This window comes from Mycobacterium sp. E787, assembly GCF_001668725.1.
Classification (GTDB): Bacteria; Actinomycetota; Actinomycetes; order Mycobacteriales; family Mycobacteriaceae; genus Mycobacterium.
The window spans coordinates 17,359-43,029 of sequence record NZ_LZKL01000128.1; the positions used below are offsets into that span (position 1 = coordinate 17,359).

16 protein-coding genes are annotated in these 25,671 nt (G+C 69.2%); 8 read left to right on the forward strand and 8 right to left on the reverse strand.

Annotated elements, in window-relative coordinates; all coding sequences use genetic code 11:
* Positions 1-41 precede the first annotated feature (41 nt).
* Positions 42-659 (forward strand): maleylpyruvate isomerase family mycothiol-dependent enzyme, encoded by a 618-nt coding sequence (locus tag A5705_RS26295; RefSeq protein ID WP_067879568.1) that lies wholly within the window; start codon positions 42-44, stop codon positions 657-659.
* Positions 660-661: 2 nt separating this feature from the next.
* On the opposite strand, the gene A5705_RS26300 is transcribed toward A5705_RS26295, so the two are convergent.
* Complete coding sequence (locus A5705_RS26300) at positions 662-1,801, reverse strand: BTAD domain-containing putative transcriptional regulator (protein WP_067879565.1); 1,140 nt, start codon at positions 1,799-1,801, stop codon at positions 662-664.
* Between the two features lie 141 nt (positions 1,802-1,942).
* Between A5705_RS26300 and A5705_RS26305 the strand changes: the two genes are divergently transcribed.
* From A5705_RS26305 to A5705_RS26315, 3 genes are all read left to right on the forward strand, one after another.
* Positions 1,943-5,248 (forward strand): arabinosyltransferase domain-containing protein, encoded by a 3,306-nt coding sequence (locus tag A5705_RS26305; protein WP_068281086.1) that lies wholly within the window; start codon positions 1,943-1,945, stop codon positions 5,246-5,248.
* Positions 5,245-8,472 carry an arabinosyltransferase domain-containing protein gene (locus A5705_RS26310; protein ID WP_068281088.1) on the forward strand — a complete coding sequence of 1,076 codons (3,228 nt, stop codon included), beginning with the start codon at positions 5,245-5,247 and terminating at the stop codon, positions 8,470-8,472. Before A5705_RS26305 ends, A5705_RS26310 begins: the two co-directional genes overlap by 4 nt.
* 184 nt (positions 8,473-8,656) lie before the next feature.
* Complete coding sequence (locus tag A5705_RS26315) at positions 8,657-9,163, forward strand: hypothetical protein (protein WP_067879557.1); 507 nt, start codon at positions 8,657-8,659, stop codon at positions 9,161-9,163.
* A 16-nt stretch (positions 9,164-9,179) separates the two neighbouring features.
* Here the strand turns inward: A5705_RS26315 and A5705_RS26320 are convergent, their stop codons facing one another.
* Complete coding sequence (locus A5705_RS26320; RefSeq protein WP_067879628.1) at positions 9,180-9,413, reverse strand: DUF1918 domain-containing protein; 234 nt, start codon at positions 9,411-9,413, stop codon at positions 9,180-9,182.
* Between the two features lie 195 nt (positions 9,414-9,608).
* On the opposite strand from A5705_RS26320, the gene A5705_RS26325 reads away from it, so the two are divergent.
* The 4 genes from A5705_RS26325 to A5705_RS26340 are packed head-to-tail and all read left to right on the forward strand — an operon-like array spanning position 9,609 to position 13,131.
* Positions 9,609-10,076 carry a hypothetical protein gene (locus A5705_RS26325; RefSeq protein ID WP_068281090.1) on the forward strand — a complete coding sequence of 156 codons (468 nt, stop codon included), beginning with the start codon at positions 9,609-9,611 and terminating at the stop codon, positions 10,074-10,076.
* An 8-nt stretch (positions 10,077-10,084) separates the two neighbouring features.
* On the forward strand, positions 10,085-10,519 hold the full coding sequence (locus A5705_RS26330; RefSeq protein ID WP_369803340.1) for an FHA domain-containing protein: 435 nt from the start codon (positions 10,085-10,087) through the stop codon (positions 10,517-10,519).
* A gap of 41 nt (positions 10,520-10,560) precedes the next feature.
* Positions 10,561-11,286 (forward strand): Crp/Fnr family transcriptional regulator, encoded by a 726-nt coding sequence (locus A5705_RS26335; protein ID WP_068281104.1) that lies wholly within the window; start codon positions 10,561-10,563, stop codon positions 11,284-11,286.
* Between the two features lie 54 nt (positions 11,287-11,340).
* A complete protein-coding gene (locus tag A5705_RS26340; protein WP_068281092.1) occupies positions 11,341-13,131 on the forward strand; it encodes an acyl-CoA dehydrogenase family protein in 1,791 nt (596 codons plus the stop codon).
* 58 nt (positions 13,132-13,189) lie between these two features.
* On the opposite strand, the gene A5705_RS26345 is transcribed toward A5705_RS26340, so the two are convergent.
* The 6 genes from A5705_RS26345 to A5705_RS26370 all read right to left on the reverse strand — a co-directional run bounded on the left by A5705_RS26345 (position 13,190) and on the right by A5705_RS26370 (position 25,438).
* Positions 13,190-14,764, reverse strand: a complete 1,575-nt coding sequence (locus tag A5705_RS26345; protein ID WP_067879548.1) for an acyl-CoA carboxylase subunit beta — start codon at positions 14,762-14,764, stop codon at positions 13,190-13,192.
* A gap of 7 nt (positions 14,765-14,771) precedes the next feature.
* Positions 14,772-20,075 (reverse strand): polyketide synthase Pks13, encoded by a 5,304-nt coding sequence (gene pks13, locus A5705_RS26350; RefSeq protein WP_068281093.1) that lies wholly within the window; start codon positions 20,073-20,075, stop codon positions 14,772-14,774.
* Between the two features lie 10 nt (positions 20,076-20,085).
* Complete coding sequence (gene fadD32 / locus A5705_RS26355; RefSeq protein WP_067879541.1) at positions 20,086-21,984, reverse strand: long-chain-fatty-acid--AMP ligase FadD32; 1,899 nt, start codon at positions 21,982-21,984, stop codon at positions 20,086-20,088.
* A 248-nt stretch (positions 21,985-22,232) separates the two neighbouring features.
* Positions 22,233-23,243, reverse strand: coding sequence for a cutinase family protein (locus tag A5705_RS26360; protein ID WP_068281094.1), 1,011 nt, complete (start codon positions 23,241-23,243; stop codon positions 22,233-22,235).
* A gap of 108 nt (positions 23,244-23,351) precedes the next feature.
* The gene (locus A5705_RS26365) at positions 23,352-24,230 is read right to left on the reverse strand and encodes an alpha/beta hydrolase-fold protein (protein ID WP_156738384.1); all 879 of its coding nucleotides are present in this window, start codon (positions 24,228-24,230) and stop codon (positions 23,352-23,354) included.
* Between the two features lie 161 nt (positions 24,231-24,391).
* On the reverse strand, positions 24,392-25,438 hold the full coding sequence (locus tag A5705_RS26370) for an esterase family protein (RefSeq protein WP_068281096.1): 1,047 nt from the start codon (positions 25,436-25,438) through the stop codon (positions 24,392-24,394).
* Between the last annotated feature and the right edge of the window lie 233 nt (positions 25,439-25,671).

The following is a 25,671-nucleotide window of genomic DNA, read 5'->3' on the forward strand; positions in this document are numbered from 1 at the left end:
CCACACGACCCAGCCGTCGACCGGATGAAGGGAGCACCGGCATGACGCTGATGACCATGGCCCGCGCCGAGCGGGCCGACCTCGCCGACTTCCTGGCCACCTGCACGCCGCAGGACTGGGCGGCGCCCACCCTGTGTACGAAGTGGACCGTCAAAGACGTTGTCGCGCATGTCATCAGCTACGAGGAACTGGGCGCCGCGGGCCTGCTGAAGCGGTTCGCGAAGGGCTGGGTGGTGCGGGCCAACCAGGTGGGCGTCGACGAGTTCGCCGCGCTGAGCCCACAACAGCTGCTCGACTTCCTGCGCACCCACCTAACGCCACAAGGCCTGACCGCCGGATTCGGCGGCATGATCGCGCTCGTCGACGGCACCATCCACCACCAGGACATCCGCCGCGCGCTGGGCCGGCCCCGCACCGTTCCCGAGGATCGGCTGCGGCGGGTGCTCGGCCTTGTGCCCGGCAACCCCAGGCTCGGCGCCGGACGCCGGATCAGGGGACTACGCCTGCGCGCCACCGACATCGACTGGGCGCACGGCCGCGGACCCGAGGTCAGCGGCCCCGGCGAGGCCCTGCTCATGGCGATGGCCGGCCGCCCCGCGGCGCTGGCGGACCTCGACGGCCCCGGCCGCGACACGTTGGCCAGACGGCTGACGAAATAGCCTCAGCCCGAGCGGATTTCGAAGGTGAACTCGTGGCCGCCGATGCGGATGCGGTCGCCGTCGACCAGGGTGGCGGTGCCGCGGATGCGCTGACCCCCCACTTCGACCCCGTTGGTGGAGCGCAGGTCGGTCATCATGAAACCGGTTCCGGTGTCGGTGATGACGGCATGGTGGCGGCTGACGTCGGTGTCGTCCAGCACGATGTCGTTGTCGGTGAAGCGCCCGATCCGGGTGATCGCGCCCGTGAGCGGATGAAGCCGACCCGTCTGGTCGCGCAGCCGGGCGAGCGCGGACTCCGCCAGCTGTACCGACGCGGTCGTCGACTCCTGCCGGTAGGCCCCGCGCTTGTGAGTGGTCAGGTCGGCCCGCTTCAGGCCCAGCGGTTCCTGACGCAGGATCCGTTCGTGCAGGGCGCTGACGGTGCGGCCGGGATCGATGCCGAGCCCCTCGGCCAGGGCCGTCTTGAGCCGCCGGTAGGCGCCGAGCGCATCGGACTGCCGCTCGGTGACGTAATAGGCGGTGATCAGTTGCGCCCACAGCGGTTCGCGGTAGGGGTGTTCGGCGGTGAGCGACTCGAGTTCGGCAATGACCTCTCCCGCCCGCCCGCACGCGATCTCGGCCTCGGCGCGCGCGGTGTGGGTGGCCACCTTTTCTTCCATCAACGCGGTGGCGAAGGCGTCGACGAAGGCGAAGTCGCGCAGGTCGTCGAGCACCGGGCCGCGCCATTCGCCCAGCGCCAACGAGTAGTGCCGGCTGGCCTCGTCGAAGCGACCCGCCGCGGCGGCCTGGTTTCCGGCGACCTTCGCGGCGCTGAAGCGCCCCAGGTCGCAGTCGGCGTCGGCGACGCTGAGCTGGTAGCCGGGCGGTGCGCTGGCCAGCACCTGGTACGGGTCGACGCCGGCGCTGCGCAGCAGGCGGCGCAGGTTCGACACGTGGGCCTGGATGCTGGTGCGCGCGGCGGGCACCGGGTCCTCGTCCCACACCGCGTTGATCAACGAGTCGACGGACACCGGCCGGTTGCGGTTGATCAGGAGCATCGCCAGCACCGCCCGCTGCTTCGGCGCGCCCACCGGCACCCGCACCCCGTGGCTGGTCATCAGCAACGGTCCCAAGACACCGAACCCGAGACCTGCATTCGTCATCGCGCCGCCAGCCTCCTGGGTTATCGGGGCCGTTCTTGACACGAGAGTTTATTTCGTGGAAGGGGCGCGGCAAATCGCCGGGCCGTGACCGCGGCCCCGCGTCCTCAGAAGACAAAGGCGCGTCCCTTACCATCGAGCCTCGTGCCCCACGACCGAAATGAGCGATCGCCGCGCATCCCACGGTCGATCGCCGTCGTCGCGGGACTCGCCGGTGTGCTGTTGTGCCTCGTCGTTCCCTTGCTTTCCGTGAAGCAGACGACGGCGACGGTCCTGTGGCCCCAGGGCAACACCGACGGGCACGTCACCCAGATCACCGCCCCGCTGGTGTCCGGGGCGCCCCGCGCCCTGGACATCTCCATCCCGTGCCCCGCGATGGCCACCCTGCCCCCGTCCGGCGGGCTGGTCGTCTCGACCCTGCCCGTCGGCGGGGTGGACACCGGCAAGAACGGGCTGTTCGTGCGGGCCGACAAAGACGTGGTCGTCGTCGCGTTCCGCGACACCGTCGCCGCGGTGGCGCAGCGCTCGGCGGTCGCGGCGGGCGCCTGCAGCGTCCTGCACCTGTGGGCCGACGCCGGTGGGGCGCGCGCGGACTTCGTCGGCATCCCCGGCGCCTCCGGCATCCTGCCGGCGGAGAAGAAGCCTCAGGTCGGCGGGATCTTCACCGACCTGAAAGTGCCGGCGCAGCCTGGGCTTTCGGCCCGCATCGACGTCGACACCCGGTTCATCACGGCGCCCACCGCCCTGAAGGCGATCGTGATGGCCCTGGGCACCCTGGCGGTCCTGGCGGCGATCGCGGCCATGGCGGTGCTGGATCGGCGCAGCCGCGGCGCGCGGCTCCGTTGGCCCTCCTGGCCGCGCGTCAACGCCGCGATTCGCCCGCGAGCGGGAGGTGCCGCGTGGCTCGCCGATATCGGGGTGATCGGAACGCTGCTGGTCTGGCATGTCATCGGCGCCACCTCCTCGGACGACGGCTACAACCTGACCATCGCCCGCGTCGCCCCGAAAGCCGGGTACGTGGTCGACTACTACCGCTACTTCGGGACGACGGACGCGCCGTTCGACTGGTACCTCGCGCTGCTGTCCAAACTGGCCGCGGTCAGCACCGCCGGGGTGTGGATGCGGCTGCCGGCGACGCTCGCCGGGATCGCCTGCTGGCTGATCATCGGCCACTGGATGCTGCGGCGGCTGGGCCCCGGGCGGGGCGGGCTGGCGGCCAACCGGGTCGCGGTGCTCACCGCGGGCGCGGTGTTCCTGGCCGCCTGGCTCCCGTTCAACAACGGCCTGCGGCCCGAGCCGCTGATCGCGCTGGGCGTCGTGCTGACCTGGATGCTGGTCGAACGCGCCATCGCGCTGGGGCGGTTGGCCCCCGCCGCGGTCGCGATCATCGTCGCGATGCTGACCGCGGCGCTGGCGCCGCAGGGACTGATCGCGGTCGCCGGGCTGCTGACGGGCGCCCGGGCCATCGCCCGAACCATCCGGCGGCGCCGGGCGACCGACGGATTGTTGGCGCCGCTGGCGGTGCTGGGGGCCTCGCTGTCGCTGATCCTGGTGGTGGTGTTCCGCAGCCAGACGCTGGCGACCGTCGCCGAGTCGGCGCGCATCAAGTACAAGGTCGGCCCGACGATCGCCTGGTACCAGGATTGGCTGCGCTACTACTTCCTCACCGTCGAGTCCAACCCCGACGGGTCGATGGCGCGACGGTTCGCGGTGCTGGTGCTGCTGCTGTGCCTGTTCGGGATGCTGGTGATCCTGCTGCGCCGGGGCAGCGTGCCGGGGTTGGCGACCGGCCCGGCGTGGCGGTTGATCGGCACCACCGCGCTCGGCCTGTTGCTGCTGACCTTCACCCCGACGAAGTGGGCCGTGCAGTTCGGCGCGTTCGCCGGGCTGGCCGGCGCGCTGGGCGCGGTCACGGCGTTCGCGTGTGCCCGGATCGGCCTGCACAACCGCCGCAACCTGACGCTGTACGTGACGGCGCTGCTGTTCGTGCTCGCGTGGGCCACCTCCGGCATCAACGGCTGGTTTTACGTCGGCAACTACGGGGTGCCGTGGTGGGACATCCAACCGGTCATCGCCAGCCATCCGGTGACGTCGATGTTCCTGACGTTGTCGATCATCACCGGCCTGCTGGCCGCCTGGCAGCACTTCCGGATGGACTACGCCGGCCACACCGAAGTCAAGGACAACCGGCGCAACCGCGTCCTGGCCTCGACCCCGCTGCTGGTGGTCGCGACGATCATGGTGCTCGGCGACGTCGGCTCGCTGGCCAAGGCCGCCGTGTTCCGCTATCCGATGTACACCACCGCGAAGGCCAACCTGGCCGCGCTCAGTTCCGGGCTCTCGCCCGGCAGCTGTGCGATGGCCGACGACGTGCTGGCCGAGCCCGACCCCAACGCCGGCATGCTGCAACCCGCGCCGGGACAGACCTTCGGCCCGGACGGCCCGCTCGGCGGCATCAACCCGGTCGGCTTCAAGCCCGACGGGGTGGGCGACGACCTGAGGTCCTATCCGGTGGTGACCAAGCCGGGAGTGGTGAATTCCGACGCGTCCCCCAACAAACCCAACGCCTCGATGAGTGACTCCGCGGGCACCGCCGGAGGGAAGGGTCCGGTCGGCGTGAACGGGTCGCATGCGGCGCTGCCGTTCGGCCTCGACCCCGCCCGCACACCGGTGATGGGCAGCTACGGCGAGAACTCGCTTGCCGCCACGGCGACCTCGGCGTGGTACCAGCTGCCGCCCCGCAGCCCGGACCGGCCGATCGTGGTGGTCTCGGCCACCGGCGCCATCTGGTCGTACAAGGAGGACGGCACCTTCACCTACGGACAGCAGCTGAAGCTGCAGTGGGGCCACCGCGACTCAACCCGACCCGACGGCGCCACCCAGCCGCTGGCGGAGGTGTATCCGATCGACATCGGGCCGGAGCCGGCGTGGCGCAACCTGCGGTTCCCGTTGACCTGGGCGCCGCCGGAGGCCAACGTGGCGCGCATCGTCGCGTACGACCCCAACCTGAGCTCCGAGCAGTGGTTCGCGTTCACCCCGCCGCGGGTCCCGGTGCTGCAGACCCTGCAGCAACTGATCGGATCCCACACACCGGTGTTGATGGACATCGCCACCGCGGCGAACTTCCCCTGCCAGCGGCCGTTCTCCGAACACCTCGGTGTCGCCGAACTCCCGCAATACCGCATCCTGCCCGATCACAAACAGACCGCAGCATCGTCGAACGGGTGGGAGGCCGGCGAGGCCGGCGGCCCGTTCCTGATCACCCAGTCGATGCTGCGCACCTCGACGGTTTCGACGTACCTGCGCGGTGACTGGCATCGCGACTGGGGTTCGGTCGAGCAGTATTACCCGTTGGTGCCGGCCGATCAGGCCCCGGTTGCCGCTATCGAACAGGGTGTGATCACAGTGCGCGGCTGGAGCCGGCAGGGACCGATTCGGGCCCTCCCATGAGCGTCACTACCGTCAGGAACCGCGAAGACACGGCGGCCCGCCCCCAAGACGTGCGCGTGACGCGCTGGGTCGCCACGATCGCCGGGCTGATCGGCTTCGTCCTGTCGGTTGCGACGCCGCTGCTTCCGGTCGTGCAGACCACCGCCACGCTGAACTGGCCGCAAAACGGCCAATTGAACAGCGTCACCGCGCCGCTGATCTCACTGACGCCGGTCGACGTAACGGCGACCGTGCCGTGCTCGGTGGTGCGCGCCCTGCCGCCCGACGGCGGGGTGGTGCTGAGCACGGCACCCAAGAAGGGCAAGGACGCCGCGCTGAACGGGCTGTTCGTCGTCGCCAACGCCAAGCGCGTCGACGTCACCGACCGCAACGTGGTGATCGCCAGCGTCCCCCGCGATCAGGCGGAATCCGCACAATGCCAGCGCATCGAGATCACCTCCACGAAGGCCGGCGCCTACGCCACCTTCGTCGGGTTGACCGATCCGGCGGGCAGGCCGGTGGGCGGCGGTTTCCCCGACCCCAACCTGCGACCGCAGATCGTCGGGGTGTTCACGGACCTCACCGGGCCCGCGCCGCCCGGCCTGCGATTCTCGGCCACCATCGACACCCGGTTCTCCAGCACGCCGACGACGCTGAAACTGGCCGCGATGGTGCTGGCCATCGTGTCCACCATCGTCTCGCTGATCGCGCTGTGGCGCCTCGACCAGTTGGACGGTCGCCGGATGCGCCGGCTCATCCCAACGAACTGGCGCACCTTCACCCTGGCCGACGCCACGGTCATCTTCGGCTTCCTGCTGTGGCACGTGATCGGCGCCAACTCCTCCGACGACGGCTACATCCTGGGCATGGCGCGGGTCGCCGGTCCCGCCGGCTACATGTCGAACTACTTCCGCTGGTTCGGGAGCCCGGAGGACCCGTTCGGCTGGTACTACAACCTGCTGGCGCTGATGACCAAGGTCAGCGACGCCAGCTTGTGGATGCGGTTGCCGGACCTGGTCGCCGGGCTGGTGTGCTGGCTGCTGCTGTCGCGCGAGGTGCTCCCCCGGCTGGGGCCGGCGGTGGCGGGCAGCAAGGCCGCGAACTGGGCGGCCGGCCTGGTTCTGCTGGCCGCGTGGATGCCGTTCGACAACGGCCTGCGCCCGGAGGGCCAGATCGCCGTCGGCTCGCTGATCACCTACGTGCTGATCGAGCGTTCGATGCGCTACAGCCGCCTGACGCCGGCGGCGCTGGCGGTGATCGCCGCCGCGTTCACGCTCGGCATCCAGCCGACCGGCCTGATCGCGGTCGCCGCGCTGGTCGCCGGCGGCCGGCCGATCCTGCGCATCCTGGTGCGACGCCACCGCCTGGTGGGAACCTGGCCGCTGGTGGCCCCGATGCTCGCCGCGGGATTCGTCATCCTGACCGTGGTGTTCGCCGACCAGACGCTGTCAACGGTGTTGGAAGCCACCAGGATTCGCACCGCGATCGGCCCCAGCCAGGCGTGGTACACCGAAAATCTGCGCTACTACTACCTCATCCTGCCCACCGTCGACGGCTCGCTGTCGCGGCGGTTCGGTTTCTTGATCACCGCGCTGTGCCTGTTCACGTCGATGTTCATCATGTTGCGGCGCAAGCGAGTTCCCGGCGTGGCGCGTGGCCCGGCGTGGCGCCTGATGGGTGTCATCTTCGGCACCATGTTCTTCCTGATGTTCACCCCGACCAAATGGGTGCACCACTTCGGGTTGTTCGCGGCGGTGGGCGCGGCGATGGCCGCGCTGGCCACCGCGCTGGTGTCGCCGAAGGTGCTGCGCTGGTCGCGAAACCGGATGGCCTTCCTGGCGGCGGTGCTGTTCGTGTTGGCATTGTGCTTCGCCACCACCAACGGCTGGTGGTACGTGTCCAGCTACGGGGTTCCGTTCAACAGCAGCATGCCGAAAATCGGCGGAATCACAGTCAGCGCAATCTTTTTCGCGCTGTTCGCGATCGCCGCGGTGTACGCCGCCTGGCTGCACTTCGTGTCCCCCGAGCACGGCGAGGGCCGGCTGGCGCGGGCGGTTACGGCGGCGCCCATCCCCGTCGCCGCCGGCTTCATGACGCTCGTGTTCGTGGCGTCGATGGTGGCGGGCATCGTCCGTCAGTACCCGACCTACTCCAACGCCTGGGACAACCTGCGCGAGTTCAGCGGAGGCTGTGGGCTGGCCGACGACGTGCTCGTCGAGCCGGACAGCAACGCGGGCTTCATGGCGGCCCTGCCCGGCAATTACGGTCCGCTGGGGCCGCTGGGTGGTGTCAACCCGACCGGGTTCACCCCCAACGGCGTCCCGGACCGCACCCTGGCCGAGTCGGTCAAGGAGACGTCGGTGCCGCAGCCCGGTACGGACTACGACTGGGACGCACCGCTCAAGCTGACGGCGCCGGGCGTCAACGGGTCGACGGTGCCGCTGCCCTACGGCCTCAACCCCGATCAGGTTCCGCTGGCCGGCAGCTACACCACCGGCGCGCAACAGCAGAGCAAGTTGACCTCGGCGTGGTATCGGCTACCCAAGCCCGACGCCGGGCACCCGCTGGTGGTGGTGACCGCCGCGGGCACGATCGCCGGCAACAGCATCCTGCATCACCACACCAACGGGCAGACCGTGGAACTGGAGTTCGGCAGGCCCGGCCCCGACGGCTCCGTGCTGCCCGCCGGAAGGCTGGTGCCCTACGACCTGTACGGCGAGCAGCCCAAAGTGTGGCGCAACCTGCGCTACCCCCGCTCGCAGATGCCCGCAGACGCCGTCGCCGTCCGGGTGGTGGCCGAGGACCTCTCCCTCACGCCGGACGACTGGATCGCGGTGACCCCGCCGCGGGTGCCGGAGCTGCGCTCGCTGCAGGAGTACATCGGTTCGAAGCAGCCGGTGCTGATGGACTGGGCGGTCGGCCTGGCCTTCCCGTGCCAGCAGCCGATGCTGCACGTCAACGGTGTCACCGAAATACCGAAGTACCGGATCACGCCGGACTACAACGCCAAGAAGCAGGACACCGACACCTGGCAGGACGGCGTCAACGGCGGCCTGCTGGGCATCACCGACCTCCTGCTGCGGGCGCACGTGATGTCGACCTACCTGTCCCGCGACTGGGGACGCGACTGGGGTTCGTTGCGCAAGTTCGACACCATCGCCGACGCCCGGCCCGCCCAGCTCGAACTCGGCACCGCGACCCGCAGCGGGTTGTGGTCGCCCGGAGAGATCCGAATCAAGCCATAGCGAACGCGAAAGCGATTGCGTGGCAATAAGTTTAAATTGCCGTGCCATTAATTCGTCATCCGTCGAATACCTCACGAAATTGACGTTCCGGTAATTCGCGCGCAAATGTTTATTCGGTCAATCGCGGGTCAATACCTATTTCCCCCGTGGGTTAACTGACACATGCGTTAAAAAGGTGACCCGAATGCGTACGCTGATTCGATTAGGCACTTGCACGGCGGCAATGACGGTGGCGGTCTTTCCGGCGGCCACCTATGAGATTGTCGAGGCGGCCGCCCAGGGCGGCACCACGGTCGTTCTCGACAGTTACGAGCGGCGCTGCGATTTCAGCCAGGTGACGGAGGCGGCGTGGATCCCGCGGCCGCCCGAGGGCACCGGCTCGGCGCTCATCAGCGCCTCCGGTTCGAGAGCAGTCGCGCAGGTGCACGTGGCGATCCCCGACGAACCGGGGGCACATTACGACGTCGGCCTCATCCAGGAACCCCGCCCGTCGTCGGCGACCTGCGGTCCCGGGGATCCCGGCACCGCCTTTACGGGAATGGACACCGACGGCGCCGGCAACGCGACGGTGACCGTTCAGGACGCCATTCGCCCGGGCACGACGGGCGTCTGGGTAATTGTCGAACGCGCAAACCCGAACTCGCAAAATCCGGCCGAGTTCTACACGTCCGAATTCCTGGTGCCGGTATAACTCGGGTGGGCAGCGGTCACCTCGTGACCCGATGGCCCGCCCGGTCGTCGGCCCGTTGTTGTTCGGCCGCGGTGACGACGAGCGCGTCCGATCCCGGAAACACCGTGGCGACATGGCCGTTGGCGAGCCAGCGCACCACGTAGGGCGGTGCCCCGTCGGCCCCGTGCACCTCCGTGATCAGCCCACGCTGATCCGCCAACTCCGTCGTCGTGCCCTTGATCACGAGCCAGTCGCCCACGTTCGCCTTCATCATCGACTCCTCTAGATCGTTGACTTCAGGGTCGATCATGCGACGCGGCGGGCCTGCAGAGGGAGGGCCATAGGTCACCGTCGACGTGCGAGGACGAACGCCCCGCACGGACGGGACTTCGGTCCCTATTTCCGCGCTTCGGTCAAATGGTCCGATGCAGGTGTCTGGTAACGACGGGGGGTGAAAGGCACGCCGATGAACGCATCATCACAGTCGCTGGCAAGTACACGCTTTTTCGCGCGCGTGCTGGGTCCTTTCCTCGTCATCGTCGACGTCACGGCGGTGGCGCGCGCTTCGGACATGCAGACGCTGCTGTCGCAGTTCGAAGCGAATTCGATGTGGGCGTTCGTCACCGGCGCCTTCATTCTGCTGTTCGGGCTGATCCTGGTCGCCGCGCACCAATATTGGAATGGCGCCGCGGCTATCCTCGTTTCCTCGCTGGGCTGGCTGATCGTGCTGCGCGGGCTGCTCTTGGTGGCATTTCCGAAGGCATTCGTTGCCGTGGCCGACAGCATGATCGGCGCGCAGGGCTGGTGGATTTCGCTGTGCATCGTCTTCGCCCTGATCGGCGTCTACCTGACCTACTTCGGCTGGGCCACTGCACCGGGCCGGCCGGCCTCGCACGCGACGACCGCAACGCCGGACCTTCCCCGGGCAGCGTGATCACGCCGGTGACAACGTCAGCGCCCGACGAGAGCACCGCCGACATCGGCGCGGCTCTGCACGCCAACCTGAGCGACGAGTTCGACACGTCGACGGCCGTCGCCGACGCGGCCGTCGAGGACATGGCCACGATGGGTCGGGGCTCGGGCGTGCTCGTCGTGAAGCGGGGCCCCAACGCCGGGTCGCAGTTTCTCTTGCAACAGCCCATCATGTCGGCGGGGCGGCATCCGGCCAGCGACATCTTCCTCGACGACATCACGGTCAGCCGCAGGCACGCCGAATTCCGAAGGGAGAACGGCAAATTCCGCGTCGTCGACCTCGGCAGCCTGAACAGCACCTACCTCAACCGCCAACCCGTCGACTCGGCGGTGCTCGCCGACGGCGACGAGATCCAGATCGGCAACTTCCGCCTGGTTTTCCTCACCGGGCCGACGACCGGCTGACACCGGCGAGGAGGGCCTTCGTGAGCGCTGCAGACCGGATCCTGATTCAGCTCCTCAGCGAGGCCGGCATATTGGGTCACATCGAACCGGAGACGGCGTCCGCGATGATCAGGCAGCTGCAGGCGTCCGAATTCAAACCGGGGCAGGTCATTTTCGCCCAAGGCGACCCCGGCGATCGGGTTTACATCATCGTCACGGGCAAGGTCAAGATCAGCCTGAGGGGTCCCGGTGAGCGTGAGAATCTCCGGGCGATCATGGGCCCGGCGGACGTCTTCGGCGAGCTGGCGGTGTTCGACCCCGGTCCCCGGTCCTGCACCGCGACGGCAATCACTGACGTTCGCGCGGTGTGGCTGAACCGCGCCACCTTGCACGCGTGGATAGCCCGCCGGCCGGTGATCGCCGAGCAGCTGCTGCGGGCACTGAACCAGCGGCTGCGACAAACCGAGGATCAACTCATCGAACTGATCTCCAGCGATGTGGCCACCCGCGTGGCGCGCCAATTGTTGCTGTTGGCCGAGCGCTTTGGTACCCGGGACCGCGACGGGCTGCGCGTCGCGCACGAGCTCAGCCAGGACGAGATGGCGCAGCTCGTCGGCGCCGACCGGGTATCGGTCAACAAGGCGCTCGGCGATTTCGCATCTCGCGGCTGGATCACGTTGCAGGGCAAGGGCGTTCTGATCACCGACGCCGACGGGCTCGCCGGCCGCGCCGCGGCGGGCGCGGCCGCGGGCGTGTACCGGCGGCGCCCCCTGCGCGCCACCGCATGAGAATTGGCCCGAGTGTCCTTCACTCGACGTCGCCCCTGTAATACCGTCGCGGGCATGAGCGACTACGCCCCGGAGGCGGTGGACCGGCTGCCGTTCTCCACCGAAGAAAAGTCGCAGCGCTATCGGACGGACAGCTACCGGGGGGCCGTGGGCCTCAACTGGTACCGCACCGATCCCACCCTGCGGTCCACCATGGCCTACTACCTGCGGCCCGACGAATTGGCCGTGGTGGAGCCGCATCTCACCCGCATCGGTGACCTGATGGGCGGCCCGGTGGCGCGCTGGGCCGAGGAGACCGACCGCAACCCGCCCCGGCTGGAGCGCTACGACCGGTGGGGACACGACATCAGCCGGGTCGTCATGCCGGAGTCGTTCACCCAGTCCAAGCGCGCGGTGCTGGATGCGCAGCAGGCCCTGCGGGACGCGGCGCGGGCCGCCCAGGTGAGCTCGGGCCTGGCGTTGTTCGCGTCCAACTATCTGCTCAATCAGGCCGACATCGGGATGGGCTGCGCGCTGGGCACCGGCGGCGGGATGGTCCAGTCCCTGGTGGCCGCCTACGCCCCACCCGACGTGGCCGAGCACGTGCTGGCCAAGTTCGCCTCCGGTGAATGGGCGGGCGAGACGGCGCAACTCCTGACGGAACGCACCGGCGGGTCCGACCTGGGCGCGCTGGAGACGACCGCCACCCGCGCGGGTGACGCCTGGCAGCTGAACGGCTTCAAGTGGTTCGCCTCCAACTGCGCGGGCGAGGCGTTCGTGGTGCTCGCGAAACCCGAAGGCGCGCCGGACTCCAGCCGCGGCGTCGCCAACTTCCTCGTGCTGCGCAACCGGCGTGACGGTTCGCGCAACGGGGTGCGGGTGCGCCGGCTCAAGGACAAGCTCGGTACCCGCTCGGTGGCCTCCGGCGAGGTCGAGTTCGTCGACGCCGAGGCGTTCCTGCTGGCCGAGCAGCCCGGCGCCGCAGAAGCGCAAGCGGGCCCGTCCGACGGTAAGGGGCTGGGCCGCATGATGGAGCTGACCAACGGGGCGCGACTCGGCATCGCCCAGTTCGCGCTGGGCAACGCGCGGCGTGCCCTTGTCGAGTCGCTGTGCTACGCCCGGCAGCGCCACGCGTTCGGCGGGGCGCTCATCGACAAGCCGCTGATGCGCCGAAAGCTGGCCGAGATGATCGTCGATGTCGAGGCGGCGCTGGCGCTGGTCTTCGACGGCACCGGAGCCGTCAACCACCGCCAGCCCCGCGGCGTGCGGCAGCGCATCGCGGTGCCCGTCACCAAGCTCAAGGTGTGCCGGCTGGGGATCACCGCGGCGTCGGACGCGATCGAAATCCACGGCGGCAACGGCTATATCGAGACGTGGCCGGTCGCCCGGCTGCTGCGCGACGCGCAGGTGAACACCATCTGGGAGGGCCCGGACAACATCCTGTGCCTCGACGTGCGCCGCGGCATCGAGCGGGCCGCCGCGCACGAGGCGCTGCTGGCCCGGCTGCGCGACGCCGTCTCGGTTTCCCACGACGACGAGACCACCCGCCTGGTTGCGAGCCGCGTCGAGGACCTCGACGCGGCGATCACCGCGTGGGGCAAGCTCGACGCCGCTGTGGCCGAGGCCCGGCTGTTCCCGCTGGCCCAGTTCATGGGCGACGTGTACGCGGGTGCGCTGCTCACCGAGCAGGCCGCGTGGGAGCGGGAGACCGGCGCCGGGCAGCGCAAGGCGCTCGTCGCGCGGCTGTACGCGCAGCGCTACCTCGCCGATCGGGGCCCGCTGCGCGGGATCGACGCGGAATCCGACGAGGCGCTGGAGCGGTTTGACGAGTTGGTCGAGGGCGCGTTCGCCGGCGAGCAGACGTAAAAGCCCCCAATTTCGGTTGAAAACAGGGGCTTTTGCGTCTGCTCGGCGAAGAGAGCGGCTAGACCGGGATCAGGCCGTGCTTGCGGGCGACGCGGAACCACAGCTGCTTGTCCCGCAGCAGGCGCATCGACTTGCGCAGCAGCAGCCGGGTCTCGTGCGGGTCGATGACCGCGTCGATGAAGCCGCGCTCGGCCGCCGTCCACGGGATCGCCATGTTGAGGTTGTAGCCCTCGATGAAGTCCTTCTTGATCTGCTGCGCCTCGGGCGTGGTCGGGTCCGGGAACCTCTTCATCAGCAGCTGCGCGGCGCCCTCGGCGCCGATCACGGCGATCCGCGCGGTGGGCCAGGCGAAGTTGAAGTCGGCCGTCAGCTGCCGGGACCCCATCACGGCGTAGGCGCCGCCGTAGGACTTGCGTACCGTGATCGTCACCTTCGGCACGTCGGCCTCGACGACGGAGTACAGGAACCGGCCGCCGCGCTTGATGATGCCCCGCTTCTCCTCCTCGGCACCCGGCAGGAACCCGGGCGTGTCCACGACGAACACCAGCGGGATGTTGAATGCGTCGCAGAATCGGATGAACCGCGCCGCCTTGTCGGACGCCTCGTTGTCGATCGCCCCCGACATGTGCATGGGCTGGTTGGCGATCACCCCGACCGGGTGGCCGTCGACGCGCGCGTACCCGGTGATGATGGCCGGCCCGTGCTGCGCGGCGACGTCGAGGAAATCGCCGTCGTCGAAGATGCGCAGCAGGATCTCGTGCATGTCGTAGGCCGCGTTGTCGGAGTCCGGCACGATCGCGTCGAGCTCCAGGTCGGTCGGGGTGATCTCCGGCTCCAGCCCGGGGTTGACGATCGGCGGCTTGTCGAAGCAGTTGGACGGCAGGAACGACAGGTAGTCGCGCACGTACTGGAACGCCTCCGCCTCGGAGTCGACCACCTGGTGGATGTTGCCGTAGCGGGCCTGGGCGTCGGAGCCGCCGAGCTCGTCGAGGGTGACCTCCTCGCCGGTGACCTCACGGATCACGTCGGGCCCGGTGACAAAGAAGTAGCCCTGGTCGCGCACCGAGACGAGCAGATCGTCCTGGATCGGCGAATACACCGCTCCCCCAGCGCATTTGCCGAAGATGAGCGAGATCTGCGGCACCAGCCCGGACAGCGCCTCGTGGCGGCGGCCCAGCTCGGCGTACCACGCCAGCGAGGTGACCGCGTCCTGAATCCGGGCACCGCCCGAGTCCTGGATGCCGATGATCGGGCACCCGACCATCGCGCACCACTCCATCAGCCGCGCGACCTTGCGGCCGAACATCTCACCGACGGTGCCCTGGAACACCGTCTGGTCGTGCGAGAACACCCCGACCGGCCGGCCGTCGATCATTGCGTGCCCCGTGACGCAGCCGTCCCCGTAGAGCGCGTTCGGGTCGTTCGGCGTCTTGGCCAGCGCTCCGATCTCGAAGAAGGTGCCCGGATCGACCAGCGCGTGCACGCGGGCGCGGGCGCTCGGGATGCCCTTCTTGTCGCGCTTGGCGGCGGCCTTCTCCCCGCCCGGCTCCTGGGCCAGTTCGAGGCGAGCGTGCAGCTCGGCCAGCTTTTCCGCGGTGGTGTGCTGAACGGGCGCCGGCACGGTTTCGGTCACTACTCGCCTACCTCACTTTTTCCGACGTCTCCGCCTGGTGGTTTGCCGCGATCCCGTTCAGCGCCTGGGTCATGTGCGCGCCCACCTTGGCGATGATCGGCTCGTCGATGACCTGGATGTGCTCGCCACCGACCGGCACGACCTCGAGGTCGGTCACGTACTCGCCCCAGCCGCCGTCCGGCTTGCGGGTGGCGTAGCGCGGCTCGAACATGATCGCGTCGTCATGGTAGCGATCGGCCATGTAGAGCGTCACGTGGCCGTCGTAGGGCTCGATCTCGGCGGTGTCGATGGCGCGCTGGTCCAGGTACGACGTGCGCTGGTGCTCGACGATCCCGGCCGGGATCTGCACACCGCTCGCCTTGACCGCCTCGAGCACGAGCTGGACCTGGCCCGCGTCGTCGAGCTCCTCGAGCTGTTCGTAGGGGATCTCGTCGATGGTGACGTTGAAGGTCTTCTCGGCGAACCGGGCGTAGCGATCCCAGCGCTTGCGGATCTCCTCCTTGGTCTGCGGGATCTCCTCGCCGGGGCGCACCGCGTCGATGAGGCCGACCCACGCGACGTCCTTGCCCATCCGCTTCAGCCCGATCGCGCAGGCGTAGGCCAACGCGCCGCCCAACGACCAGCCGGCGAGAATGTACGGCCCGTCGCCCTGCATCTCGATCAGCTTCGGAACGTATTGCGCCGCACGCTCTTCGATGCTGCCCTCGACCCGTTCCAGGCCGTACATCGGGATATCGGCCGGCAACCGGTTGAGCAGCGGCTCGTACACCACCGTCGAGCCGCCGGCCGGGTGGAACACGAACACCGGCGGCTTGGTGCTGCCCTCCGGGCGCGCCCGCAGCGTGCGGACGAACCCGTCGACCACCCCGGCCTCCAGGTACTCGCGCACCTTCTCGGCCAGCGCCTCGATGTTCTCCGACGCCAGCACGTCCTCGGCGGTGATCGAACCTTCGGCGCGCTCCGACAGCCGCTCCGCCATCTTGGCGGCGGCGGCGTCATCGAGCTTCGGCAGCTTGTTGAAGATGCCGCCCGGCGACTTGCCCGTCACGATCGCCCAGGTGGCGAAGGTGACCCGCTCGGCGGCGTCGCGCGGCGGCACGTCGAGGGCGGCCGCCGGGTTCGGCTGGCCGGCCCCGTTTGTCTGCGACGCGTTGGCCCCCAACGGGTTGGTCGGCGGCGGCGGGATCGGGACGTCGGAAGCCGGCGGCTGCGTCTGCGGCTCGGCTTGCGGGTCGGGAGCCGGTGCCACCACCGAGGCGGGTGTCGCGCCACTGAGCAGCTCGGCCTGTTCCCGGGCGATTTCCTCGGCCGTCTGCGTCTTCTGGTGCTCGGCCAGCTGCTGCACCTCGTCGCGGTGCTCGACCGCGTACTCGATCAGCTTCTCGACGGCGTAGAGGTTGGCGTCGCGCACGGCCGTCAACTGGATGGGCGGCAGGTCGAAGTCGTACTCGACGCGGTTCTTGATCCGCACCGCCATCAGCGAGTCCAGTCCCAGCTCGATCAGCGGCACCTCCCACGGCAGGTCCTCGGGCTCGTAGCCCATCGCCGCGCCGACGATCGCGCCGAGCCGGTCGGCGATGGTCTCGCCCGAATCCGGTGTCCACTTGGTGAAGCCGGCCGGCATGTACCGGTTGGTCAGGCTGTCGCCGAGCGCCTCCTCCTCCGGGCCCTCGCCGGGGGCCTCCGCCGCCGCCGCGCCGTTGGCCGCAGCCGCGATCGCCGTGCCCGCACCGACCGCAACGGGCAGCACCGACTCTGAGCCGCCCCGGGTGACCAGCGCGTCGTACACCAGCGTGAAGGACTCGTCGATGCGCGCGTGCACCTGGACCGACGCGCCGCCCGGGTGCCGGGTCAGCGTCGTCACCAGCCGGGAGCCCTCGCCCGGCTTTGCGCGCTCCTCCGCGGCCGTCAGCTGCGCGTCCGGAAGTACCTCGGCCGCAGCGGCTTTCACCAGCGCCGCGAGATCCGTCAGACCCTTGGGCGCGTACTCCCACACGTGGCGGCCGTCCGGCAGTGCCACGTGGTTGCCCGGCATGATGATCGCGCCGCTGCCCGAGGCGACCTGCACGTCCAGCCAGTGCTCCTTGCGCTTGAACCGGGTCGGCGGAATGTTCGCGTAACCCTGCGGTCCCGCAGCGCGGGTGAACAGGGTCCGGGGGTCCAGGTCGTGGCCGTAGACATAGAGCTGCGCCAGGGTCGAGGTGATCGATTCGACCTCGTCCTGCTTGCGGGCCAGCGTCGGGATCAGCTGGGCGTCGTGCAGTCCGGCGTCCGCCGTGGTCAGGCCGACCTGCATCAGCGCGACGGGGTTGGGTGCCAGTTCGACGAAGGTGGTGTGCCCGCTGTCGACGGCGTTGCGGATTCCGTGCGTGAAGTAGACGGAATGGCGCAACCCCTTCTTCCAGTAGTCCACGTCGTGGATGGGCTCGCCGCCCGGTTTGATGTAGCTGCCCTCGTGCACGGTCGAGTAGATGCCGCACGTCGGGCTCATCGGCTTGATGCCCTGCAGCTCCGCGGCCAGCTCGCCGAGCAACGGATCCATCTGGGAGGTATGGCTGGCGCCCTTGGTCTGGAACTTGCGCGCGAACTTACCCTCGGCCTCCGCGCGGGCGATGATCGCGTCCACCTGCTCGGGCGGCCCGCCGATGACGGTCTGGGTGGGTGCGGCGTAGACGCACACCTCCAGGTCGGGGAAATCGGAGAACACCGTCTTGATCTCGTCGGCGGAGTATTCCACCAGCGCCATCAGCCGGATGTACTCGCCGAACAGCATCGCCTCGCCCTCGCCCATGAGGTGCGAGCGGGAGCAGATGGCCCGGGTGGCGTCGCGCAGCGACAGTCCGCCGGCGAAGTACGCCGACGCCGCCTCGCCCAGCGACTGGCCGACGACCGCGGCGGGCTTGGCACCGTGATGCTTGAGCAGTTCGCCCAGCGCGATCTGGATCGCGAAGATGGTGACCTGGGTGGTCTCGATGCCGTAGTCCTGCGAGTCATCCAGGATCAGCTCGAGCACCGAGTAGCCCAGCTCGTCCTGGACCAGCGCGTCGACCTTCTCGATCCACTCGGCGAAGACCTCGTTGCGCAAATACAGGTTCTTGCCCATCTTGCGGTGCTGGGCGCCGAAACCGGCCAGCACCCACACCGGTCCGTTGCTCACCGGGCCGTCGACGCTGAACACGTTTGGCCGCTGCTTGCCCTCGGCGATCGCGCGCAGGCCCTTGATGGCCTCCTCGTGGTCGTGCGCCAGCACCACCGCGCGCGAGCGGCCGTGGTTGCGACGCGAGAGCGACCGGCCGATCGACTCCAGCGACGACGCCTGGCCCTCGGGGCTTTCCATCCAGTCCGCGAGCTCCGCCGCCGCCGTCTTCTTGCGGGATGTCAGGAAGGCCGACACCACCAGCGGGATAAGGGGTGTCGGAACCTCTTGCGCCGCAAGCTCTTCCAGGGCGGCCGCTTTGAGCTCCAGCGCCTCTTCGGTGACGTCCGGCAGGTCGGGCTCTTCGTCCTCGGCCGCCGGCCCGTCGGGGATGATGTTGCCGAAGTCGTCGAACCGCAGCGAGTGCGCCTCGAACGTGGGCGCTCCCCCGCCAGCGGGAGGTGCCCCCACGGCCGCCTCGGTGACCGCGTTGGCCTCGGGCGTGGGCTCGGGCTCTTTCTCGACGACGTCGCGCGGCAGGACCTCGCGCACCACCACGTGCGCGTTGGCTCCACCGAAGCCGAAGCTGGACACCCCGGCCAGCGCGTAGCCGCCGTAGCGGGGCCAATCGGTCGCCTTGTCAATCACTTTCAGGTGCATCGCGTCGAAGTCGATGTAGGGGCTGGGCCCGGCGAAGTTGAGCGACGGCGGCAGCTTGTCGTGCTGCAGCGCCAGCACCACCTTGGCCATGCTGGCCGCGCCGGCGGCCGACTCCATGTGCCCCACATTGGTTTTCACCGCGCCGAGCAGCGCCGGGCGGTCGGCCGGGCGGCCCCGGCCGACGACGCGTCCCAGCGCCTCGGCCTCGATCGGGTCACCCAGGACGGTGCCGGTGCCGTGCGCCTCGATGTAGTCGACGTTGCGCGGATCGATGCCGGCGTCCTTGTAGGCACGGCGCAGCACGTCGGCCTGCGCGTCCTGGTTGGGCGCGATCAGGCCGTTGGATCGGCCGTCGTGGTTGACTGCGGTGCCGGCGATCACGGCCAGGATCTGGTCGCCGTCGCGGCGGGCGTCGTCGACCCGCTTGAGCACCAGCATGCCGGCGCCCTCCGAGCGGGTGTAGCCGTCGGCATCCGACGAGAACGACTTGATCCGGCCGTCGGGGGCCAGCACCGCGCCGATCTCGTCGAAACCGAGCGTCACCGCGGGCGTGATCAGCGCGTTGACGCCGCCGGCGACGGCGACGTCGGCCTCGCCGTTGCGCAATGCCTGCACCGCCTGGTGGATCGCCACCAGCGAGCTCGAGCACGCGGTGTCGACGGCGACGGAAGGCCCGCGGAAGTCGTAGAAGTACGACACCCGGTTCGCGATGATCGACGGCGAGTTACCGGTGATCGCGTAGGGGTGCGCGGCGGTCGGGTCGGAGATGGCCAAGAAGCCGTAGTCATGGTTGGAGACGCCGACGTACACGCCGACAGCCTCGCCGCGCAGGCTCGACGCCGGGATGCGGGCGTGCTCGAGCGCCTCCCAGGTCAGCTCGAGCGCCATCCGCTGCTGCGGGTCGATGTTGTCGGCCTCGGTCTTGGCGATCGCGAAGAACTCGGAGTCGAAGCCCTTGATGTCCTTCAGGTAGCCACCCTTGGTGCGGGCCTTGGCGATCCGTTCGGCCAGCCGCGGCTCTTCCAGGAATTCCGACCACCGCCCCTCGGGCAGGTCGGTGATGGCGTCGCGCCCCTCGATCAGCGCCTGCCAGGTTTCGTCGGGGGTGTTCATGTCGCCGGGCAGCCGGGTGGCCAGGCCCACGATCGCGATGTCGACGCGCTCCGCGGGCCCGTTGCGCGTCCAGTCGACGATGTCGACGTCGTCGTCGGGCCGTTCGGGTTCGCCCTCGATGATCCGGGTCGCCAGCGATTCGATGGTCGGGTGCTGGAAGGCCACCGCGACCGACAGGGTCACGCCGGTCATGTCCTCGATGTCGGCGGCCATCGCCACGGCGTCGCGCGACGACAGGCCCAGCTCGACCATCGGCACCGACTCGTCGATCGAATCGGGCGATTGCCCGGTCGCCTTGCCTACATAGTTGCGCAGCCACTCGCGCATCTCGGGGACCGACATTTTGGTCTTCTCGGCGGGCAGATTCTCCTGCTGGTCCTGGGGCTCGTCTATATCAGTCATGGTTCCTGGTTCAGTCGTTAGCGCCGGCGAAGGCAGTCGGGGAACCGATGCCGCTGCGCAGGCTTCCGTCGAGGTAGGCGGCGCGGCATGCGCGGCGCCCGATCTTGCCGCTGGAGGTACGTGGAATGGTGCCGGCCTGCACCAGCAACAGGTCGCGCACGGTGACACCGTGCCGCACGGCGATCGCCGCCCGGATGTCGTCGGCGATGGGCTGGTAGTCCAGCTTGTGCGTGCCGGCGGCGCGCTCGGCGACGATCACCAGCTGCTCGGAGCTGTCCTCCGGGTCGTACTTGAGGCCGGCGTGCGGGTTGTCGAACACGACCTGGGGCAGCTGGTTGGCCGGGACCGAGAAGGCGGCCACGTAGCCCGTCCGCAGCGCCCGGCTGGCTTCCTGCGCCGAGTACTCGAGGTCCTGCGGGTAGTGGTTGCGGCCGTCGATGATGACCAGGTCCTTGATGCGGCCGACGATATAGAGGTGGCCGTCGTGATAGGTGCCGTAGTCGCCGGTGCGCACCCACAGCCCGGCGTCGGGGGCTCCCTCGGCGTGTGACTCGCTGATGCGGGACTTCAGGATGTTGCGGAAGGTCTGGTTGGTCTCTTCCTCCTTGCCCCAGTAGCCGATGCCGAGGTTGTTGCCGTGCAGCCAGATCTCGCCGACCTGGCCGTCGGGCAGCTCGCTGGCCGTCTCGGGGTCGACGATGACCGCCCATTCGTCGACGCCGATGACGCCCGCGGACACCTGCGCGACGGCCTTGGGGGAGTCCTGGGGCACCTCGACGAAGCGCTGGTTGTTCATCTCGTCGCGGTCGACGTAGATGACGCGGGGGGCCTCGTCCATCGGCGTGGTGGAGACGAACAGCGTCGCCTCCGCCAGGCCGTAGGACGGCTTGATCGCCGTCTCGCGCAGGCCGTAGGGCTTGAACGCCTCGTAGAACTTGCGCATCGACGCCGGCGACACCGGCTCGCTGCCGTTGAGGATGCCCTTCACGTTGCTCAGGTCCAGCGGTGGCTCGCCCTCCTTGGGCACGCCGCGCACCGCGGCGTGCTCGAAGGCGAAGTTCGGCGCGACGGTGAAGACCTCGCAGTCCGGGGCGTCGTCGGGCTTGCGGGCCATCTCCCGGATCCAGCGGCCGGGGCGGCGCACGAACGCGGCCGGGGTCATGAAGGTGAAGTTGTGGCCCAGCACCGGCGACAGCAGCGCGGTGATCAGGCCCATGTCGTGGAAGAACGGCAGCCAGCTCAGACCGCGGTCGCCCTCCTTGCCCTCGAGCCCGTTGAGCACCTGCAGCACGTTGGTGGGCAGGTTCAGGTGGGTGATCTCGACGCCGGTCGGGGTGCGGGTGGAGCCGGAGGTGTACTGCAGGTAGGCGATGGTGTTCTCGTCGGCCTCGGGCTCCTGCCAGGTGGAGGCGACCTCGTTGGGCACCGCGTCGACGGCGATGACCCGGGGCCGCTCCTTGGCCGCGCGGGCCCGGATGAACTTGCGGACACCCTCGGCGGCCTCGGTGGTGGTCAGGATCGTCGACGGGGTGCAGTCGTCGAGCACGGCGTGCAGGCGGCCGACGTGGCCCGGCTCGCTGGGGTCGAACAGCGGCACGGCGATCCTGCCGGAGTACAGCGCCCCGAAGAAGGCGATCAGGTAGTTGAGGTTCTGCGGGCACAGGATGGCGATGCGGTCGCCGGGCTGGGTGACCTGCTGCAGGCGGGCGCCGACGGCGCGGTTGCGGGCGCTGAACTCGGCCCACGAGATGTCGCGGTATTCACCGTCCCGCTCGGTGGAGAAGTCGACGAAGCGGTAGGCCAGCTTGTCGCCGCGCACCTTCGCCCACTTCTCAACGTGACGAACCAGGTTCGTGTTGTCCGGGAACCTGATTTTTCCATTCACGATGAACGGGTTGTGGTACGCCATGCCGCCCTCTCCTGTCACAACCTATGGCGGTCGGCTACGCCGACCACTCCGGTGCCGGCTGCGCCGACGGGTCCTCTATACACGAGCCGGCTTTGAACGGCCCGCGCCAGGGAGCGCCGGTCCGTGCCGCGGCCGCAACGAAGTTCTGATTGCTCTTAATTTTCTCTTAATGTTAAGGGGCGCCTCGCGGCAGACCAAATCACAAGGTACCGCCGATCACGTCACGCATCGGCCTACGTCGCGGCATGTCACCCGTGTCTGGGGTGCGGGGCGTTCTCGATCAGCCCGCGGGCCCAATTCAGCGTCCAGTCGGTCGCCGGCGCGCCGTCGAGGTTCCAGAACTGGGTCGTGGCGTACAGCGCGTGGACCGGTTGGCCGGCGCCCCCGGCGAGCGTGTTCAGGGTGTCGGGCAGCTTGGCCACGCTGAACGCCTCGTTCGGCGCGGCGCAGATGAGGTCACCGGGCGCGCAGATCTCGTTCGTCTTGCTGCTCAGCGCGCCGAAGCCGCCCGGGCGCGCGCCGGTCATGGTCAGCCCGAGCCCGGACAACACGGGCACCTCGTGCAGGGTGATCTCGGCGCCCTCGCCGGGCGGGTTGGGGCCGATGTCGTTGCCGACCCCGTCCTGGCGGCGCCCGTCGGCGATCAACGTCACACCGAGCACCAGGTCGTCGTCCACGGGTCCCCGGCCGTTGCCGATGTCGCTGGCGATGTCACCGACGATCACCGCGCCCTGCGAGAACCCCATCAGCACGTAACTGGTCAGCGGGCACTTGGTGTTCATGTCGGTCATCGCCTGGACGGTCGCGCGGGTCCCCTCGGCCCGGCTTTCGTTGTAGGACATCTGCGTGTCGCCGCTCAGCGGATTGTGGAACTGCGCCGTATAGGGCGTGGTGTACGTCTGCACCCGCGACGACGGGAACTGCTGGGAGATGTCCGCGGTCACCTTGTGCAGCAACGCATTCGGGAACTGGGACGGGTTGAGCGGATCGTCCTGCGGGGCGGATTCCCAGGTGCCCGGGACGTTGACCAGCTGCACGTCGGGGCACGACGCGTCCTGGGCGGCCGGGCGCGGCTTGTGCGGGTGGGTGGTGGTCGACGGCGGCGGCAGGACGCCGGGCGGCACCGCGCTGGGCGGTGTCTTGGGGCCGCGCAGCAGCATCACCACGGCCACGATGACCAGCAACACGACGCCCGCGACCGCCAGGGCGGCGATCCAGGCGAGGGTTCGGTGGCGTTTACGCCGCGCGCTCGTGGTCATGTTCTCCTGCCGGCAGAGTCGGTCGATCGCAGCTCGGTTCCGGGCAAGCGGCCGTCCCGCCTCTGCTGCGCTCCCTACACGGTACCGGCGTTCGGCGCGGCGACTGACCTAGCGGATCGCCCCCACGATGTCGCCGGACATGGCTCCCAGCTGCCCCGACCACGAGCCCCAGCCGTTGTCGCCGCCGCCGGGGAAGTCGAAGTGGCCGTTGTGCCCGCCGACGCTGCGGTACTGCTGGTAGAACATCCGGCTGTTGCCCATCGCCTCGCCGGCCTGGCCGATCATCGCGGCGGGATCGCTGGCCGCGTCGGTGGTCGGGCTCCACACCCACACGCGGGTGTTGTTCTGCGCCAGCAGGGCGGCGTGCACCCACGGGTCGTGCCACTTCCACCGGCCCAGCTGCGGGGCTCCCCACATGCCGTTGCCGTCGACGCCGCCGAATTGCTGCAGGCCGGCCAGGATCGAGCCGTTGGTGGTGGTGTTCGACGGGTACAGGAAACCCGACAGCGAGCCGGCCATGCCGTAGCGGTCGGGGTGGAAGGCGGCCAGCGCCATCGCGGCGTAGCCGCCCTGGGAGGCGCCGACGGCGGCGTGGCCGCCGGGTGCCAGGCCCTTGTTGGCGGCCAGCCAGTTGGGCAGCTCGGTGGACAGGAAGGTGTCCCACTGCTTGCTGCCGTCGTTCTCCCAGTTGGTGTACATGCTGTAGGCGCCGCCCGCGGGCGCCGCGACCGAAATGCCCTTGCCGGCCAGCGTGTTCATCGCGTTGCCCGCGGTGACCCAGTTGCTGACGTCCGGCGCGGCGTCGAACGCGTCCAGCAGCACGACCATGTGCGGACCACCGGCCAGGAAGGCCACCGGGATGTCGCGCCCCATGGCCGCCGACGGGACCATCAGGCTCTCATAGCCCGCCGCGCGGGCTTTCCCGATGGGGCCCGTCGTCCCCACGGCCAGGACCACACCCAACAGCAACGCTGACAGACCCCGCACGACCCTCATGTCCACCCTCCATCGTCTAGTCGCTGTGTGCAGATTAGCCAGCGCCGTCGTTCCCCCGAGCGCCGGGTAGTGAAACAGATCACACAGGCCGCGCAACGACGAGCGGCGGGAACCCCGGAAGGTGCCCGCCGCTCGTCGCGTTGCTGTTGTGTTTAGGTACCGGTGCCGGTGCCCTGGTTCCCCGCCGCGGAGGCGGTGGCCGGGCCGGCGCCCGGCGTGGCGCCCAGCGTGGACTGCAGGTCAGGCTTCATGGCCTGCAGCTGCGCGCCCCAGTACGGCCAGTCGTGCGTGCCGTTGGCGTCGAAGTTGAACACCGCGTTGTGGCCGCCGGCCTGGTTGTAGGCGTCCTGGAACTTCAGGTTGGAAGTCCGCACGAAGCCCTCGAGGAACTTGGCGGGAAGGTTGTCGCCACCGAGGTCGGACGGCTTGCCGTTACCGCAGTAGATCCAGATGCGGGTGTTGTTGGCGACCAGCTTGCCGACCTGCAGCGACGGGTCGTTGCGCTGCCACGCCGGGTCGCTCGACGGCCCCCACATGTCGTCCTTCTTGTAGCCGCCCGCGTCGCCCATGGCCAGGCCGATCAGCGACGGCCCCATGCCCTGCGACGGGTCCAGCAGCGCCGACAGCGAGCCGGCGTAGATGAACTGGTTGGGGTGGTAGGCGGCCAGGATCAGCGCCGACGAGCCGGCCATCGACAGACCGACGGCGGCGCTGCCGGTCGGCTTGACCTGCTTGTTGGCCTGCAGGTAAGCCGGCAGCTCGCTGGTCAGGAAGGTCTCCCACTTGTAGGTGGTGCAGCCGGCCTTACCGCAGGCGGGCTTGTACCAGTCGGAGTAGAAGCTGGACTGACCGCCGACGGGCATGACCGTGGCGATGCCGGACTGGTTGTACCACTCGAACGCCGGGGTGTTGATGTCCCAGCCGTTGTAGTCGTCCTGCGCGCGCATGCCGTCGAGCAGGTAGAGCGCGGGCGCGTTGGCGCCACCGCCCTGGAACTGGACCTTGATGTCGCGGCCCATTGCGGCCGAGGGAACCTGCAGGTACTCCACCGGCAGACCCGGGCGCGAGAACGCCCCGGCGGTCGCCGAGCCCCCCACGGCGCCAATCAGACCCGAGAGCAGGGCCACGCCAACGGCCCCCACCACGAGCCGTCGTGGCATCCGAGCCACGGCGCCGCGCAACCTGTCGACAAGCGTCATCCTTGCTTCCTCATCCTTCTTTCGGCCTTTCGGCGCATTTCTCCGATTGGACGCATCCCCGAATTGGGTCCGACTGCATGCGCGTCCGGCGCAGCAGTGCTCGTGTAGTCAACCACACCATCGGGCATCCCCTCTCATCGAGCGGGTCGGGCAAACGGCGATTTCGGCTTCCTACTCAATGATTTTCGGGCCGAACATCGACATGGAGAATCGCGTTTCCGCATGTGCCTAGC